Raw genomic sequence first — 16,169 nt, 5'->3', positions numbered from 1 at the left:
GTTCATCGGATCCGATGAACTGACGCCGATCTTACGTCGCGTACGACGAAGTGCACGCCGGCCGAAACGACTGCACTGAGTGACCACAGCTCACCCGCGACAGAGAGCGGTGATCCGACCGTGCTCACCTATACGTTCCGCCGCCTCCTGGTCGCCCTGCCGGTGATCGTGGCCTCGACCTTCGTCGTGTTCCTGCTGGTGACGATGTCCGGCGACCCGCTCGCCAACCTCAAGGGCCGCAACCCGCCCCCGTCCCCGCAGGTCATCGCGGTCGAGGAGCACCGGCTGCACCTGGACCAGCCGGTGCTGCAGCGCTACTGGACCTGGATGGCCGGCGTGGCCCGCGGGGACTTCGGCCCTTCGGTGCGGACCAACCTGGACATCGGCCACGAGATCGCCGCCAGGTTCGGCGTCACACTGCGGCTCATCGCCGTGGCCGTCGTCCTGGCCCTTCTGCTCGCGGTGGTGGTCGGCGTCCTCAGCGCGGTGAAGCAGTATTCGGGCGTCGACTACGGGTTCACCTTCGCCGCCTTCCTGTTCCTGTCGATGCCGTCGTTCTGGTTCGCCGTCCTGCTCAAGCAGGGCGGGATCTCGCTCAACCAGCTCGTCGGGGACCAGGTCGTGTACACGATCGGCGAGAGATCCGTCGTCGTGGACGGCGGCGCCTGGGCACAGCTGGCCGACACGGCCGGTCACATGGTGCTGCCGACGATCTCGCTGGCGCTGATCTCGTTCGGCGCGTGGAGCCGGTTCCAGCGCGCCTCGATGCTCGACGTGCTCAACAGCGACTACGTGCTGTTCGCACGGGCCAAGGGACTGTCGCGGAGACGCGTGGTCGTACGGCACGCGCTGCGCACCGCGCTCATCCCCATGACCACGGTGACCGCGCTCGACTTCGCCTCCCTGATCTCCGGCGCCGTGATCATCGAGACGGTCTTCCAGTGGCGCGGGCTCGGCGACTTCCTCGTCACCTCGGTCAACCAGCGCGACGCTTACGCGGTGCTGGCCTGGCTGCTCGTGGTCGCCGTGGCGGTCATCGTGTTCAACCTCATCGCCGACCTCCTGTACGCCCTTCTCGACCCGAGGATCCGCTATGAGTAAGAACACCGAGGCGATGACGGTCCGCCCCTCGCCGTCGGCTGCCGTCGTGCGCCGGCGCAGCCAGGGCGAGCTGGTGCTGCGCCGCTTCCTGCGGCACAGGGCGGCGGTGATCAGCCTGGTGCTGTTCGTCGCCGTCGTCCTGCTGGCCTTCGCCGGCGGCGCGCTCTGGCGCCACGACTACGCCGACATCACCTCGGCGGTGTCGGAGCCGCCCTCGTTCGAGCATCCCTTCGGCACCGACAACCTCGGCCACGACACCTTCGCCCAAGTGCTGCGCGGCACCCAGCGCTCGATCGAGATCGCCCTGCTCATCGCGTTGCTGGCCGGGCTGGTGGGGACCCTGTGGGGGGCCTTCTCCGGCTACTACCGAGGTGTCGTCGACAGCGTGATGATGCGGTTCGCCGACCTGGTCCTCACCCTGCCGCTGCTGGCGGTCGCCGCGGTGCTGACCCGCGGCACCTCGGGCTCGTGGTGGTTCGTCGCCCTGGTCATCGCCTCCCTGCAGTGGGCGTACGTCTCCCGCGTGGTGCGCGGCGTCGTGCTGTCGCTGCGGGAGAAGGAGTACGTGGAGGCCGGCCGCGCGCTCGGCGCCACCGACCGCTGGATCATCTTCCGGCACCTGATCCCCAACGCGCTCGGGCCGATCATCGTCAACGTCACGATCCTCGTGGCGGCCGCCATCCTGGTCGAGACGGCCCTGTCGTTCCTCGGCCTGGGCGTCCAGCCGCCCGACACCTCGCTCGGCCTGCTGGTCAGCGGAGCCACCACGGCGGTCAGCACCCGGCCCTGGCTGTTCTACTTCCCCGGCGCGTTCATCGTGGTGATCGCCCTGACCATCAACTTCATCGGAGACGGGCTGCGCGACGCCTTCGACCCCACCCAGCGGAAGGTGCGCCCATGACCCGCGAGATCGTGCTGGAGGTCGAGGACCTCACGGTGTCGTTCCCGACCGAAGACGGCCTGGTCAGAGCGGTGCGCGGCGTCAGCTACACCCTGCGGCGGGGCGAGGTGCTCGGCATCGTCGGCGAGTCGGGCTCCGGCAAGTCGGTCACCTCGATGGCGGTGATGGGCCTGCTGCCGGGCTCGGCGAAGGTCGGCGGCTCGGTCCGCTTCCGCGGCCAGGAGCTGGTCGGGGCACCGGACAAGGAGCTGCGGACCATCCGCGGCGGCCGGATCGCGATGGTCTTCCAGGACCCGATGACCTCGCTCAACCCCGTCTACCCGGTGGGCGACCAGATCGCCGAGGCGGTCAGGGCGCACAACGACGTCAGCGCCGCGGCCGCCCGCGAACGCGCGATCGAGCTGCTGGCGATCATGCAGATCCCCCGGCCCAGGGAACGCGCCCGCGACTACCCGCACGAGTTCTCCGGCGGCATGCGCCAGCGCGTCGTCATCGCCACCGCGATGGCCAACGACCCCGACGTCATCATCGCCGACGAGCCCACCACCGCGCTCGACGTGACCGTCCAGGCGCAGGTGCTGCGGGCGCTGGAGACCGCGCGGGCCGCGACCGACGCCGCCATGGTGCTGATCACCCACGATCTGGGCGTCGTCGCCGGTACGGCCGACCGGGTCCTCGTCATGTACGCGGGCCGGCCGGTGGAGCTCGGAGACGTCGACTCCATCTACTACGAGCCGCGCATGCCGTACACGCTGGGCCTGATCGGCAGCCTCCCCCGGCTGGACGACGCGCGCAGGGGCGAGCGGCTGGTCCCGATCACCGGCTCGCCGCCGTCCCTGCTCGACCTGCCGCCGGGGTGCCCGTTCGGGCCGCGCTGCCCGATGCGGCAGGAGGTCTGCGAGAGCGCCGAGCCCGAGCTGCTGGCCGCCTCCGCCCCGGACCATCTGGCCGCCTGTCACTTCTCCGCCGACCTGGAAGGGCGGCGTCCCGAGGACGTCTTCGCCCTGACCTCGGCCGACCACCCTGGAGGCGCACGATGAACGGGTCGCCGCTGCTGTCGGTGCGAGATCTGGTCAAGCACTATCCGGTACGCGGCAAGGGGTTGTCGCGGCGTACGGCGGGGCAGGTGCACGCCGTCTGCGGGGTCTCCTTCGACCTGCACCGGGGTGAGACCCTCGGACTGGTCGGCGAGTCGGGCTGCGGCAAGTCGACCACCGGGCGGGCCGTGCTCAACCTGCAGCCGCCGACCTCCGGGCACGTGGTGTTCGATGGCCTGGATCTCGGGACCGTCGGCGCCGCGGAGATGCGCCGGCTGCGGCAGCGCATGCAGATCGTCTTCCAGGACCCCTACGCCTCCCTCGACCCGCGCATGACCGTCAGCGACGCCGTCGCCGAGCCGCTGCGCATCCACGACACCTACCGCCAGGAGGGCCCGGACCGGGTACGGGAGCTTCTCGCCACGGTGGGGCTCAACCCCGAACACGGCAACCGGTACCCGCACGAGTTCTCCGGCGGCCAGCGCCAGCGCGTCGGCATCGCCCGGGCGCTGGCGATGAGGCCCGAGCTGATCGTGCTCGACGAACCGGTGTCGGCGCTCGACGTCTCGATCCAGGCGGGCGTGGTGAACCTGCTCGAGGACCTCCAGGAGCAACTGGGTCTCGCCTACCTGTTCGTGGCCCACGACCTGTCGGTCGTCCGGCACATCGCCCACCGGGTCGCGGTGATGTACCTCGGCCGGATCGTCGAGGTCGGCGACACCGACGAGCTGTTCGACCGGCCCGCTCACCCCTACACCCAGGCGCTCATCTCGGCCATCCCGCTGCCCGACCCGCGGCTCGAACGGGTCAGGGCGCGCGAGCGGATCGTCATCGGCGGCGACGTGCCCAACCCGGCCGCTCCGCCGAGCGGCTGCCGGTTCCGCACCCGCTGCCCGAAGTTCACGCGGCTCACCGAGGCCGAGCGGACGGTCTGCGTCGAGCAGCCGCCCGACCTGGCCGAGCGCGGCCACGGCCATCCGGTCGCCTGCCACTACGCGGAGGCCGCCGCCGGGTGAAGCAGTCAAGCCGGCCGTGGCCGGCACAGGCGTCCTACCGGGCCGCTGTCGCGTCTCTTGCGGCGTTGCCGGTGTCGCCCACCGCTGAGCTGTTCTCGTGGCCGCGAGACGGCTGTCGCTCAGCCTGGGCCGGCCCCCTCGGGACGGACCTTTCCAGCAGCGCTCTGACTTCCGCGGCCTTGGCGGGAAGTTGTTCGTACAGCTCCAGCGCCCGTTCCCAGCACGAGCGCGCCCGGCTGTGCTGGCGCAGGGCGTGCAGCACCTGGCCCAGCTCGCTCCAGGACGCGCCGTCGGCCCAGCCGCCGCCGCGGCGTTCCTCGGCCAGCACGACGGCCGCCTCGGCGTGGGGCAGAGCCTCGGCGGCGCGATCCAGCGCGAGCAGCACCCGGACCAGGTAGATCAGTGTGGACTGCTCCCACGAGAAATTGCGCCGCTGCCGGAACAACGCCAGCGCCTCCCGCAGCAGGGGAAGCGCCTCATGGTGGCGTCCGGCGCGGGTGTACACCTTGGCCATCGCGACCACGGCGTACGGGTCGCGGACGTCGTCGCCCAGGTGGGCCCGCATGACGGTCTCGGCCTCATGGAGGGTCTCGATCGCCTCGTCATAGCGTTCCAGGGAGGCCAGCCGCTGGCCGACGCCATACAGCATGGCCGCCTCCTGATAGCGCTCGCCGAGCTCGTGAAAGCCTGCCGCGGCCTGCCGATAACTGTCGAGCGCCACATCCTGGCGGTCGTGACGATCGGCCTGGATTACGCCCATGGTCGACAGAGCCACCCAATGGTGGTTCATGTCGCCCGCGCGCAGGGTGACCTCCAGGGCCGCGGCGCACTCGGCGATCGCGTCGTCCAGGCGGCCGGCGTCTCGCAGGACATGGGCGAGGGAGGCGCGGGCGCGCCCCTCGACGAAGACCTCGCCCGCGGTAGCGGCGCGGGCGGCGAGGTCGTGGAACCTGGGCACCAGGCTGTTGGACTCATAGGCGAGCAGCAGGATCAGGTCGAGGATCTGCAGCTCGCTCGAGAGATCCATCGCTTGTACCCGGATGAGGCATTCCCGCTCACGGGCGACCCACGCGGTGGCCGCCTCGATCGTGTCGAAGGTGAGCCCTCCCTCAGCCGTCACCGAGGCGGCCGAGGGATCGCCTGGATTGAGGGTGGTGAAGGCGTTGCCTGCCGTGGCGAGGTAGTGCTCCAGCAGCCGGGCGAGCGCCGGCCGGTCGGGCTCGGCCAGCGAGCGTGCGTAGGCGCGCAGCAGGTCGTGGTAGCGGTAGCGGCCGAGGGAGGGGGATTCCAGCAGGCTGAGATCCACCAGCGACTCCACCAGATCCTCTGTCTCGACCTCGCTCAGGTCCAGCATCGCGGCGGCGGCCGCCAGCGGGAGGTCCGGCCCCTGCGACAGCGCGAGCAGCCTGAAGGCTCGGGCCTGGGAGGGATCGAGCTGGCGATACGACAGCTCGAAGGCGGCACTCACGGCCACGTCAGCGGTCCGCAGGGCGCCCAGCCGCTTGCTCTCGTCGGCCAGCTTGTCGACCATCACGCGGATCGGCCAGCCGTGGCGGGTGGCGAGCCGGGCGCCGGCCACCCGCACCGCCAGCGGCAGGCGCCCGCACAGCTCGACCAGGTGCTCGGCGTCCGCCGTCTCCGCGGCCACCCGCGGGGTGCCGACGATCCGCTCCAGCAGCGCCAGCGCCTCGGCGGTGGGCGGCACGTCCACCTCGACGAGGCCGGCGCCCGGCAGGAGGTAGGGGCGTGCCCTGCTGGTCACCAGCACCCGGCAGGAGGACGAGCCCGGCAGCAGCGGCAACACCTGTGCGCGATCATGGGCGTTGTCGAGAACCACCAGCACGCGCCGATCGGCCACCGTGGAGCGGAACAGCGCCGCCCGCTCCTCCAGGGTTTCGGGCAGGAGCTCGTCGGCGACGCCCAGCGCCCGCAGGAAGGCGGCCAGCACAGCCGCCGGATCGGCCGGCGCGGTTCCGGCGCCCTGCAGGTCGGCGAAGAGCTGCCCGTCCGGGAAGTGCTCCCGTACGGCATGCGCCGCCCGCACGGCCAGCGTGGTCTTGCCGACGCCGCCGATGCCGGTCATGACCGTGACCATGGGCGCCTGCCCAGCGTGCGCCGCCAACGTCGCGACCAGGCCGGCGACCAGCTCGGCGCGGCCGGTGAAGTCGGCAGGAACGGGCGGCAACTGCGCCGGGCGCGCCGGGACCCGCATCGCGGCGGGCGCGGGAACGTCGTCGGCGCTCAGCAGGCGCTGAAACAGCTCGGCCACCTCGGGGCTGGGGTCGATGCCCAGCTCGTCGGCGAGCGTCTGCCGCAGGTCGGCGAAGACCGCCAGCGCCTCAGGACGGCGTCCGCCGGCGGCCAGGGCTCGCATCAGCAAGGCCCGCAACCGCTCCCTCAGCGGATATCGCGCCGACAGCTCGGCCAGCTCTGCCAGGACCTGACCTGGCGCCTGCCCGCTGTCCAGCTCCTGGGCACAGGCCGATTCGATGGCCAGGAGCCTGGCCTCCTCCAGGCGGCGCAGGTGAGGTCCGCGCAGGCCGGGAGGCTCACCCGTCCACAACTCCAACGCCTCGCGGTAGGCGCTCTGGCGGGTCAGCCTCTCGAAGTCGGCCAGATCCGTGTCGACGCCGGTGAGCGCGTACCCGCGTCCCCGCGAGACCAGGTGCTCATGGCCTATCGCCTTGCGCAGCAGCGACACGTAGGTGCGCACGATCGAGACCGCCGAAGCCGGGGGCTCGTCGTCCCACAGGGCGTCGACGATTCCCTCGATCGGCACCGTACGCTCACCGGCCAGCACCAGCACCGCCAGCAGCTCCCGCTGCTTCGGCGGCCCGAGCCGCATCTCCGCACCGTCACGCCAGCCGCGCACCGGCCCCAGCACAGCCACCCGTACCGCCACGAACACCCCCGGGCCGAAACTATAGGGGAACGCGCGCGACCGAATCATGGAGATCGCTTTCCTGCCGCGAATCCGGTCCGATCTCCCCGCGTGGCCGGGCCGGCGAGGTGGCGAGCGCACCGTCGCCTTCCACACCAACACCGAGGCGAAGAGCTGGGATCTCCTCTTCAAGATGGCTGAGGCGGAGCTCGGCATCACGCTCGGCGCGTAGGCACCGGGCTCGGGCAGCGACCGCGCCGCCTTCGTGGACCTTCCGGGCTGTTCCCGGCCCGTGGCAGGGAGACCCGGGGAGGCTTGGCGGCCACCTCGTGCGGGGGCGGCTCGGGGAGGGCGGCCAGGGGGCATCCGTCTGCGCTCGCCCGGGAGCGACTCGATTCCGGCTGTGATCAATCGGGTGCTGCGCCACGAGCCGGACCTGAGCGGGCTGCCCGAGCCGCTGCGCGGGATCGCCACCGAGTGCCTGGCCAAGAACCCGCCCCCCATGGTGTGAGGGTGCTCGGTCAGGCAGGGCCCCGGCGCCGCCGCTCCTCGAACACTGCCAGCGCCCGCCTGTGTACAGCGTCAGCCTGCGGCTCGTCCACCAGCGGCATGGCCGGCCGATCCTCGGCGGTGAGGTCTGCCCGCTCCTCGGGGGTCAGGCTGTGGGGGTTGTGGTGAGCGTCCATGTCGCCAGCATCGGCGCCGGCGTGGCGGTCAGGCGGGCGAACAGCGCTTTGTCCTGATCTGCTCAAGAAGCCTCAGTGGTCTGCCATGCTTCGCGAAGGCATTTCTTGACCGTCGGTGCCCCGCGCTCGGGTACTCCGGCGCGGGGTTCGTGCTGCTGCAGCGGATGGTGGAACAGAAGACCGGCCTGCCGCTGGCCCAGTACATGGACAAGGAGGTGTTCGCGCCGCTCGGCATGAAGAACAGCTCGTACGCGCTGTCGCCCGGTTTCGAGCTGGCCGCCGGCCACACCAAGGCCGGCGCCGTCATCCCGGGCAAGCGCAACCGCTACCCGGAGTCGGCCGCCGCGGGCCTCTACACCAACGTCCTCGACCTGTGCCGCCTGGTGTGCTACCTCAACAAGGCGTGGACCGCCTCCGGTGACATCGCCGGACCGCTTTCCAAGGCCTCCACCCGCACGCTGCTCACCGCGGGCCCCCAGCCCACCATGGGGCGCGGCTTCTTCATCGCCGGCTCCGGGACGAACAGCTTCTGCTACACCCACGACGGCTCCAACTACGGCTTCAAGTCTGTGTTCAAGGGCTATCCGCAGCTCGGCGCCGGGTACGCGATCCTGGCCAACGGCGACAACATGAACCTGGTCAACGAGATCGCCTCGGCCATCCGATCGGTCTACGGCTGGGCCTGAGCCCGCAGGGCCCGGCAGGCAGGTGTCCGGCCGGGAATCGGCGTCCTTATTCTCGTCGGGCCGTTACACTCAAGGATTTGCAAATCATAGATTACGTGATATGCGGGGCGAGGCCTGTCGAAACGGCGGTATGCTTTTCCTGCTCCCTCAATCGGCCGGCCCATTTCGGTGAGTTCTGCGCAAGATGTTTTCGTGAAGTTGGATGATATGGCCAACTCGTAAGAGGAGGCACTGTCATGGCAGCGTGCGTACTCAAAACGGGAAGGCGTGCGTCGCGGTCAATTGTCGCGATGGCATTCGTCGTCACGTCGACCCTTCCGGCTTCCGACGCCGTCGAAGTCGGCCGTGACCGAGTCCGTCAACCCGTGACCGTGTGGATCGGTAACGTGGCCAGCGGCCTGCTCGTGCAGGCCGGGCCGGAGTCCGCCGACGCGCCGCCGGTTCTCTGGTATCCGCGCTGGTCATCGAGAGATGACCACTTCAGGCTCGAGCCCATCGGTGAGCCGGACGGCTGGAACGGCTCCTTTCGCATCAAGTCGCTGCAGTCGGGGAAATGCCTCGCTCTCCGCTTTCCCGCGTCGCACCAGGACGGGGTCAGGATAGACCAGCAGGAATGCGGCGAGCACCCGACCCAGCACTGGCGTCGCGAGCCTCTTGAGGGCGGACAGTGTTCGGCCGACAGGCTCAACTGCTCGGGTCCGGTCAGAATCCAGAATGTCTACGGTCGGAAATGCCTCGATGCGGCCAATCCGAATTTTCCGAAGCCGCCACAGGTCGGCGCCCCCCTGCAGCAATGGTCATGTGTCACCTCCAGTTCCAGCGCATGGGCCGTCAACCAGACCTGGGATTTCGGCAAAAGGATCAGGGCGAGGTCGACGACCTTCCCCACCGTTGAGATGCAGCAGATGGTGGACCAGGTCATCCGGGTACGGCGCGACGAAGGCCACTGCCCCGATCCGAGCGTGCGGATCGACGTTCGGCTCAGCGACATAGCGAGAGCTCACAGCCAAGACCTGGCCGCCGACTACGCCCGACTCATCACCGCGTACCCGGAAGGGGACTCCAAGCGCGGCCATATCGGTTCTGACGGAACGATGCCACCGGACCGCATCAAGTCCGGGAGATTCACCCCCGCGCAGAAGTCGGAGAACTGGGCGCTCGGCACCAACCTGACGTTGGCCCAGGCGATGGACGGGTGGCTGTACCACGATGAGAAGTCCAGCTGGGGTCACCGCGACGCCATCCTCAACTGCGAGTACAGGGTGATCGGCGTGGGACGTGCCTCCGGCCACGACAACCGCGTGTACTGGACGCAGAACTTCGCCCTGAGGTGAGCCGCGCAGGACGCCACCCGCGCGGCAGGCTCGAGGGAGCATGTCGGCGGGCGGCCCTCGGTGGCCCAGCGGATCACCGTCCGCCGGGCCGGGGGCATGATGTCACTTGCCCGCGCCCAGGGTCAGGCCGGCGATGATGCGGCGGGCCAGCAGGAGGTAGAGGGCCAGCATGGGAAGCACCACGATCGCGACGCCCGCGATCAGCCCGCCGTACTCCGACTGGTAGGTCGCCGCGCCGTAGAAGGTGAACAGCGCCCGGGCCAGGGTGAAACCCGAGTTCTCCTGGATGAACACGATGGCCAGCAGCGTCTCGTTCCACAGGCCGATCGCGTTGAGGATCAGCGCGGTGACCATGCCGCCGCGGGCCAGGGGCAGCGTGATCGAGACGAACGTGCGCAGGGGCGAGGCGCCGTCGAGGGCGGCGGCCTCCTCGGTCTCCTCGGGAAGCGTGCGGAAGAAGCCGGTCAGGAGGAACACCGTGAACGGCACCGACAGGGCCACGTAGAGCAGGTAGAGGCCGAGCAGGCTGTTGGTCAGCCCGATCTCGGCCAGGCCGACGAACAGCGGGATGATCACGGTCTGCATGGGGACGCCCATGCCGATCGCGAGGAAGCCGGTCAGCGGTCCTGAGCCGCGCACGCCGAATCGGCTGAGCGCGTAGGCGGCGGGCGCGGAGACCAGCACGATGGAGGCCGAGGCCGCCGCCACCAGCACCACGGTGACCAGGAAGGCGTGGCCGAACTCGGCCTGGTTCCAGGCGTAGAGGTAGTTGCGGAACGGGTTCCCGCGCGCGAACCAGGTGTACGGCAGGCCGAACGGGTCGCGGAAGATCTCCAGCGGGGTCTTGAACGACGCCGCGACCAGCCAGTACAGCAGGAGCAGGTTGAGCGCGGTGAACAGCCAGACCGCCGCTTTCCCGGTGAGCCTGAGCATCAGTATTCGAGCCTCTCCCTGCGCATCACCCGGCGGAGCGCGGTCACGAGCACGGTCACCAGGGCGATCATCACGACCGCGCACGCGCAGGCCGTGCCGTACTCCGGCGTGCCCTGCGCGCCGAAGGACCGGTCGTAGACGTAGACGGCCAGCGTCCAGGTCCTGCTGGGCGGCGAGTAGGTGCCGGGTCCGGCGAGCACGAACACCATCTCGAAGATCTTGACGGCGCCGATCGTCCAGAGCACCCCGGCGATGCCCACCACGTCCCAGGTCAGCGGCAGCGTGACGGCGCGGAACTGCTGCCAGGGCGAGGCCCCGCACAGCTCGGCGTCCTCGTACAGGTAGGGCGGGATACGGTCGACGGCGGCCATCATGATGGTGATGTAGAAGCCCGCGCTGGACCAGACGAGCGCGCCGATCACGACCCACGTGACGTTCTCGGGGCGCAGGAATCCGGCGGCGGGCAGGCCGATCGACTCCAGCAGGAAGTTGGCCAGCCCCTGCCGTCCCGGGTTGTACTTGAAGACGAACCCGAAGAACATGCCCAGCGCCACCGGCGCGACGATGTTGGGGAAGAACAGGATCGCCCTGACCGTCTTCGAGGCCCGCATGCCGCGCAGCACCATCGTGAACAGGAACGCGAACACGAACGTGCCCGCCCCGCCGGCCACGATGTAGCCCAGCGTGTTGACGAAGGCGTCGCGGAAGGACGAGCTGCCCAGCAGCCTGCCGTACTGCTCCAGGCCGACGAAGGTGGCCGGGCCCGCGCCCGACCAGCGGGTGAAGCCGAGCGCCACGGTGGCGACGGCCGGGCCGACGAGGAAGACGACGTAGAGCGCGATCGCGGGCAGCGTGAACGGCCAGAACAGCCGCCGCCGGTTGCGCAGGTGGGGGGTGACGGCGCCGGGCAGGGCGCGCCTGCCCGGCATCACGGCCTGTGCCATCAGCCCTGCGTCTTCCAGAACGCGGCGGTCGCCGTGGCCAGCCGGTCCACGAACGCGGCCGGGGCCAGCTTGCCCCTGAGCAGGTCGTTGTTGGCCGGGTAGAACACCTGCTCCGCGAACGTGCCGTCGGCGACGCCGTCCAGGCCGTCCATGAAGAGGGTGTGTTTCTTCGCCGGATCCTCCAGGGCCGCCTTGAGGTCGGCCAGGTCGGACGGGACCGGCAGGTCGCTGCGCGGGGTGAGGCTGTCGGCGACCGCGGGCATGCCCGCCAGCAGGTCGCGGGTGAGGAAGTAGGCGATGAACGCCTTGGCCGCCTCGGGGTGTTTCGCCTTGGCCGTGACGCCGAACGCGATCTGCTGCACCTCGATGACGTCATGGGTGGCGCCGGGCGGCAGGGGGAACTGGAAGGAGCCGTAGTCGATGCTCTGGTCGCCGCCCTGCTTGGCCAGGTACTCGCGGGTCTCGGTCGGGCCCCAGCTGCCCATGAACAGGTAGGCGGCGTCGCCGTCGGCCCAGCGCTGCTGGATCTGCGGGAACTTCCCCGCGTCCCAGCCGTCGACCAGGTGGGTCGCGATCCTGGCGGTGTGCTCGGCCGCCTTGAGGAAGCCGGGGTCGCTCTTCCACAGCCGGCCGGTCGGGTCCTGCGCCGCCCTGGCCAGCCCGCCGGGGCCGACGTACCGGGCGGCCAGCTGGTCGAAGTACCAGGCGGCGTAGTAGCCGATGTCCCCGTCGAGCGCGACGGACCTGTCCCCGAGCAGCGCGTACAGCTCGTCCATGGTCGTCGGAGCCGTGAACCCGGGAATTTTCTTCCTGTCGTACCACCAGGCGTTGCCCATCACGATGTACGGCACCGCGAACAGTCTCCCCGCGTCGTCCTTGATCGCCGAGGTGTCCCGGTAGGCGGCGGGCAGCACATCGCGCACCGTGCCGTCGCCCGTCCTGAGGGACAGCACGTCGTCCAGGGCCCTGGTGCCGCCGGCCGAGACGATCGCGGCTTTGACAGTGGTGAGGTCCTGGTCGAACAGGTCGGGGACGGTGCCGGTGTTGAGCGCGGGTAACAGGTTCTGCCGCAGGTAGCCGCGGCCGAGCCATTGGATGGTGACCTTGACGCCGGTCTTCCTGGTGAAGCAGTCGGCGGCGTACCGCAGGACCTTGCCCTGCGGCTCGTCCTTGGTCCACATCGACCAGTAGGTCAGCTCCTTGTCCGTGGCGGGCTTGGTGCCGGCCTCGGGGCAGGCCGTGGTGAAGTACGCGGCGGCGGTGGGCAGCGAGAACTCGTCCTCGGCGGGGGCCGCGGGAGCGCCGCAGGCGGTCAGGGCCAGGGCGAGGACCGCCAGGTACGTCCTTTTCATGCCTCTCCTATCGGACTTCCAGCTCGGCGAGCTGCATGTGGTAGGGGTCGGTGCGGTGGACGGTCCCGACGACCCGGACGTGCCGCGCCGTGACGGGCGGGAAGGAGAAGGTCTGCGCCGTCGCGCCGGGCCGCGGATAGCCGGTCCTGGCGGCGACCGTGGTCCAGGACGTGCCGTCGGCCGAGACCTGGACGGTGAAGTCCACCGGGAAGCCGTTGCCCGTGTTCTCGCCGTCCGACCTGGCGTAGAGGTCCACGCGGGAGACCAGGCTCGGGCCGCCGAGGTCGACGGCCGCCCATTCGGTACGGCTCGCCGTACCGGGCAGGCTGCTCCATCCCATCGAGTGCCAGAGCGCCGAGCGCGAGCCGTCGGTGAGGTTGGTCCGCAGCCAGCCCTCGGCGAGGTACTCCACCGAGCTGGACGCCGTCACCGGCCTGCCGGCGGCGAGGTTGCCCCCGACGGCCTCGATCTCGGCCAGCTGCATGTGGTAGTGCCCGAGCTGGTCGGTGCTGAGATTCGTGCCGGTCACCCTGATGTACCGGACGTCCGTGGCGGGGAAAGGGAAGGTCTGCGCGCCCGCGCCCGGTCGCGGATAGCCGGTCCTGGCGGCGACCGTGGTCCAGGACGAGCCGTCGGCCGAGACCTGGATCGTGAAGTCCACGGGGAAGCCGAGGCCGGTGTTCGAGCCGTCGGTGCGGGGGTGGAGGTCGACCCTGCTCAGCGGTCTGGAGCCGCCGAGGTCGACCTGGATCCACTCGGTGTGGTTGGCGCCCATGTTCGCGGCGGAGCTGCTCCAGCCGACGCCGGTGCGGGTGCCGTCCACGGCGGCGGGAGCGGACCAGCCGTCGCCCTCGTAGGAGCTGGACGCGGTCACGGTACGGCCCTCCGCCGGGTTGGTCTCCGGGTTGACCCGCACCTTGTCGAAGCGGGCGCTCGCGCCGCCGGTCACCAGGGCGAGACCGCCCACCGGGTAGGCGTCGTCGGCGACGGTGAGGATCTTCCGCGCCCCCGCGTACACGGTGATGTTCTTGCCGCGAGCGGCCACCCGCAGCCTGGTCCACTGCCCGGAGACGTAGCCGGGCACGAAGGCGGAGCCGAGCGTCACGCCGCTGCGGTAGACGAAGACCTGGCCGTTGTCGCGCAGCGCGACCAGGTAGCCGGTGTCCATGTCGGTGGCGTTGAGGTTGCGCACCATGAGCCCGGCCCAGTTGGTGCTGCCGCCGCCGGCGTTCACCCCGATGATCCGCAGGTCGACGCCGGCCACCACGTCGCGGTAGGCCCGGCCCTCCAGCGCGGCCGTGACGCCCCAGCCGGCGGAGGAGTCGGACTGGACGTATTCGCCGCCGCTGACCGACCAGGAGCCTGCGCTGTGGCGCCAGCTCGCCTCGCCCGTGGCGAAGTCGTCGGCGTAGGGGAAGCTCAGGTCGGGTTCGGGCGAGACGAGCGCGTCGAGGATCTGCCGGTGACGGTTGTCGACCTCCAGGCCGCTCTGCTCGTAGGAGGTCGAGTCGGTGATGAGCGTGTTGGCGATGGCCCTGGCGGTGACCGGCTTGGTCCGCGCCAGCAGGTTCAGCAGCTCCACGTCCTCCAGGCCGTCCAGCTGAGCCTCGCTGCGCACGCTGTCGTAGATGTCGTAGGCGGCCTTGTTCGGCCGGACCAGCCAGTTGTCGCCGGTCTGCCAGTCGTCGAAGGTGTCAGAGGGCCGGTTGAGGTCGCTGAAGTCCCACCAGAAGTTCCAGCCCCAGTGCAGGTAGCCGGTCCCGCCGATCTTCCAGGTGAGCCAGGGAGTGAGCCGGGTCGAGGCCAGGTGGTAGGAGATGAAGCGGTTCATCCGCTTGTCCTGCGGGACGATGCAGTTGTAGAGCCACAGGTCCGCGCCGCTCAGGCGGCGGCGCTGGTAGTAGCCGACGTTCCCGTCGTAGAGGCCGGTGTACGGCGTCGCCGTGGTGAGGTCGCCCTCCATCGCGGGCAGCACGGCCAGGTGGGCCTCGTTGGTCAGCGGGTTCGGGAAGTACTGGCGGTACTTGGCGTAGAGCCATCGGGCCGCGTTGACCTGGTTGGCGGTGGACGGCTCGTCCAGCGCGCTCATGTAGAAGAGGTTCGTCCAGCCCTTGGCGTCCAGGTGGGCCTTGAGAGCGGGGAACAGCTGGGCGAGGTAGGCGTTGGTCTCGGCGGTGTCCGGGTCGGCCAGCACCCGTTGGACGACGCCGTTCACCTTCTTGATCATGTCCAGCTTGACGACGTCGTTCGGCAGGCTCTCGAGCAGGTGGGGGGTGTAGATGTACTGCATCGCCCCGGCGTCGACGAAGGTCTGGACGAACCTGTCGAAGGTGTCCCAGCCGAAGGTGTAGGTGCCGGCCGCGTCCACGGTCGTGTCGGGGATGAGCAGGGCCTGGAAGTCGGCGAAGATCACGTTGTTGCGATGCCTGGCGTGGTTGGCCGCGATGTTCTCGATGACCCGCCACCAGTTGGCGTCGAACATCTGCACGCCGTACTGGGCGGGGATGGCCCTGATCGTGCCGTTGTAGTCCCAGCCCGCCGAGGTGAACCAGTTGTTCATCTTGAAGGTGGACCGGTCGGCGGGCGGGATCGTGACGTCGTAGACGGTCACCGCGACGTTCACCGTGACGTCGCCGGCATCGCTCCTGACGGTGGCGGTCCCGGTGTAGGTGCCGGGGGCCTGGGTCGCGGGGACGCGGACGCTGTAGTGGTAGGGCAGGGTGAGGTCGGCGGCCAGCGACTGCGGGGTGTTCTCCACCAGCGCGTCGTAGTAGGCGGTGCCGCCGTCGGGCGGGTTCTGGTGGACGCCGATCTTGGAGATGCGCGGGTGGTTGTACTCGCGCCTGACGGTGATCGCGGACGCGGGGATCGTCGCGCCCGCCTGGCTGCTCAGCGCGCCGGCGGTGACCTGGACGCCGGTCGCCGAGGCGGTCGACCTGACCAGGATCTGGGCGGCCTCGGTCTCGCCGCGGGCGGCCCGCAGCGCGATCGACGAGGGGGCGCCGGACGGGCGGGTGGTGGAGGAGAAGGCCCGGTCGGCCGCGCTCTGCACCCAGACGGACAGGGGTGCGGCCGCGTGGGCCGGAACGGCCACGAGCATGGAGAGGATCAGGAGGGATAACGCGGCGAGCGGGACGGGTCTGATTGCCATGGACGGCTCCTCACGAGGTCCCCGAGCCTGCAATAAAACGTTTCAAATTGCTGGACTGGACGGTAGGCGTGCACAGACCTGTCGTCAATGACTCGTATTCGGACCGTTATACGCACCGATGGCGCCGTTGACAGACCCGCCGGGCGG

11 protein-coding genes and 1 pseudogene are annotated in these 16,169 nt (G+C 70.0%); 6 read left to right on the top strand and 6 right to left on the bottom strand.

The annotated features are described in order from the left end of the window. Window positions 1-120 precede the first annotated feature (120 nt). The 3 genes and pseudogenes from ABZX22_RS25010 (at window position 121) to ABZX22_RS25000 (ending at window position 4,055) form a co-directional block, all read left to right on the top strand. Window positions 121-1,101 (top strand): ABC transporter permease, encoded by a 981-nt coding sequence (locus ABZX22_RS25010; protein WP_354913169.1) that lies wholly within the window; start codon window positions 121-123, stop codon window positions 1,099-1,101. After that, a complete protein-coding gene (locus ABZX22_RS25005) occupies window positions 1,094-2,002 on the top strand; it encodes an ABC transporter permease (RefSeq protein ID WP_354913167.1) in 909 nt (302 codons plus the stop codon). Before ABZX22_RS25010 ends, ABZX22_RS25005 begins: the two co-directional genes overlap by 8 nt. After that, window positions 1,999-4,055, top strand: a pseudogene (locus ABZX22_RS25000) (ABC transporter ATP-binding protein). The gene ABZX22_RS25005 and the pseudogene ABZX22_RS25000 overlap by 4 nt, the downstream one beginning before the upstream one ends. A gap of 34 nt (window positions 4,056-4,089) precedes the next feature. Here ABZX22_RS25000 and ABZX22_RS24995 read toward each other — a convergent pair. After that, window positions 4,090-7,005, bottom strand: coding sequence for a BTAD domain-containing putative transcriptional regulator (locus ABZX22_RS24995; protein WP_354913165.1), 2,916 nt, complete (start codon window positions 7,003-7,005; stop codon window positions 4,090-4,092). Here ABZX22_RS24995 and ABZX22_RS24990 point away from each other — a divergent pair. Then, window positions 7,004-7,168, top strand: coding sequence for a hypothetical protein (locus ABZX22_RS24990; RefSeq protein ID WP_354913164.1), 165 nt, complete (start codon window positions 7,004-7,006; stop codon window positions 7,166-7,168). The genes ABZX22_RS24995 and ABZX22_RS24990 overlap by 2 nt on opposite strands. A gap of 289 nt (window positions 7,169-7,457) precedes the next feature. On the opposite strand, the gene ABZX22_RS24985 is transcribed toward ABZX22_RS24990, so the two are convergent. Beyond that, window positions 7,458-7,622 carry a hypothetical protein gene (locus tag ABZX22_RS24985; RefSeq protein ID WP_354913162.1) on the bottom strand — a complete coding sequence of 55 codons (165 nt, stop codon included), beginning with the start codon at window positions 7,620-7,622 and terminating at the stop codon, window positions 7,458-7,460. Here ABZX22_RS24985 and ABZX22_RS24980 point away from each other — a divergent pair. Both ABZX22_RS24980 and ABZX22_RS24975 read left to right on the top strand, forming a co-directional pair. Continuing rightward, the gene (locus tag ABZX22_RS24980) at window positions 7,574-8,308 is read left to right on the top strand and encodes a serine hydrolase domain-containing protein (protein WP_354913199.1); all 735 of its coding nucleotides are present in this window, start codon (window positions 7,574-7,576) and stop codon (window positions 8,306-8,308) included. The two genes, ABZX22_RS24985 and ABZX22_RS24980, sit on opposite strands and share 49 nt — an antisense overlap. 290 nt (window positions 8,309-8,598) lie before the next feature. Next, window positions 8,599-9,642, top strand: coding sequence for an RICIN domain-containing protein (locus ABZX22_RS24975; protein WP_354913161.1), 1,044 nt, complete (start codon window positions 8,599-8,601; stop codon window positions 9,640-9,642). A 102-nt stretch (window positions 9,643-9,744) separates the two neighbouring features. Here the strand turns inward: ABZX22_RS24975 and ABZX22_RS24970 are convergent, their stop codons facing one another. Genes ABZX22_RS24970 through ABZX22_RS24955 form a run of 4 tightly spaced genes read right to left on the bottom strand, consistent with a single transcriptional unit; the run spans window position 9,745 to window position 16,022 of the window. Then, a complete protein-coding gene (locus ABZX22_RS24970; RefSeq protein ID WP_354913160.1) occupies window positions 9,745-10,575 on the bottom strand; it encodes a carbohydrate ABC transporter permease in 831 nt (276 codons plus the stop codon). Further along, window positions 10,575-11,519, bottom strand: coding sequence for a sugar ABC transporter permease (locus tag ABZX22_RS24965; protein ID WP_354913158.1), 945 nt, complete (start codon window positions 11,517-11,519; stop codon window positions 10,575-10,577). Before ABZX22_RS24965 ends, ABZX22_RS24970 begins: the two co-directional genes overlap by 1 nt. After that, window positions 11,519-12,871: an ABC transporter substrate-binding protein gene (locus tag ABZX22_RS24960; protein ID WP_354913156.1), complete on the bottom strand. Its 1,353-nt coding sequence runs from the start codon at window positions 12,869-12,871 to the stop codon at window positions 11,519-11,521. The genes ABZX22_RS24965 and ABZX22_RS24960 overlap by 1 nt, the downstream gene beginning before the upstream one ends. Before the next feature lie 7 nt (window positions 12,872-12,878). Next, the gene (locus ABZX22_RS24955) at window positions 12,879-16,022 is read right to left on the bottom strand and encodes a discoidin domain-containing protein (RefSeq protein ID WP_354913154.1); all 3,144 of its coding nucleotides are present in this window, start codon (window positions 16,020-16,022) and stop codon (window positions 12,879-12,881) included. Between the last annotated feature and the right edge of the window lie 147 nt (window positions 16,023-16,169).

This window comes from Nonomuraea sp. NPDC003804 (assembly GCF_040610675.1).
GTDB lineage: Bacteria > Actinomycetota > Actinomycetes > Streptosporangiales > Streptosporangiaceae > Nonomuraea.
Note: the sequence above shows the minus strand (reverse complement) of the source record. Positions and strands in the feature narration are given on the sequence as shown.

Excerpts from the sequence above, each read along its gene's own strand:
- ABZX22_RS25005 (WP_354913167.1), top strand. The coding sequence starts at position 1,094 with ATGAGTAAGAACACCGAGGCGATGACGGTCCGCCCCTCGCCGTCGGCT.
- ABZX22_RS24990 (WP_354913164.1), top strand. The coding sequence starts at position 7,004 with ATGGAGATCGCTTTCCTGCCGCGAATCCGGTCCGATCTCCCCGCGTGG.
- ABZX22_RS24995 (WP_354913165.1), bottom strand. The coding sequence starts at position 7,005 with ATGATTCGGTCGCGCGCGTTCCCCTATAGTTTCGGCCCGGGGGTGTTC.
- ABZX22_RS24985 (WP_354913162.1), bottom strand. The coding sequence starts at position 7,622 with ATGGACGCTCACCACAACCCCCACAGCCTGACCCCCGAGGAGCGGGCA.
- ABZX22_RS24975 (WP_354913161.1), top strand. The coding sequence starts at position 8,599 with ATGGCATTCGTCGTCACGTCGACCCTTCCGGCTTCCGACGCCGTCGAA.
- ABZX22_RS24970 (WP_354913160.1), bottom strand. The coding sequence starts at position 10,575 with ATGCTCAGGCTCACCGGGAAAGCGGCGGTCTGGCTGTTCACCGCGCTC.
- ABZX22_RS24965 (WP_354913158.1), bottom strand. The coding sequence starts at position 11,519 with ATGGCACAGGCCGTGATGCCGGGCAGGCGCGCCCTGCCCGGCGCCGTC.
- ABZX22_RS24960 (WP_354913156.1), bottom strand. The coding sequence starts at position 12,871 with ATGAAAAGGACGTACCTGGCGGTCCTCGCCCTGGCCCTGACCGCCTGC.
- ABZX22_RS24955 (WP_354913154.1), bottom strand. The coding sequence starts at position 16,022 with ATGGCAATCAGACCCGTCCCGCTCGCCGCGTTATCCCTCCTGATCCTC.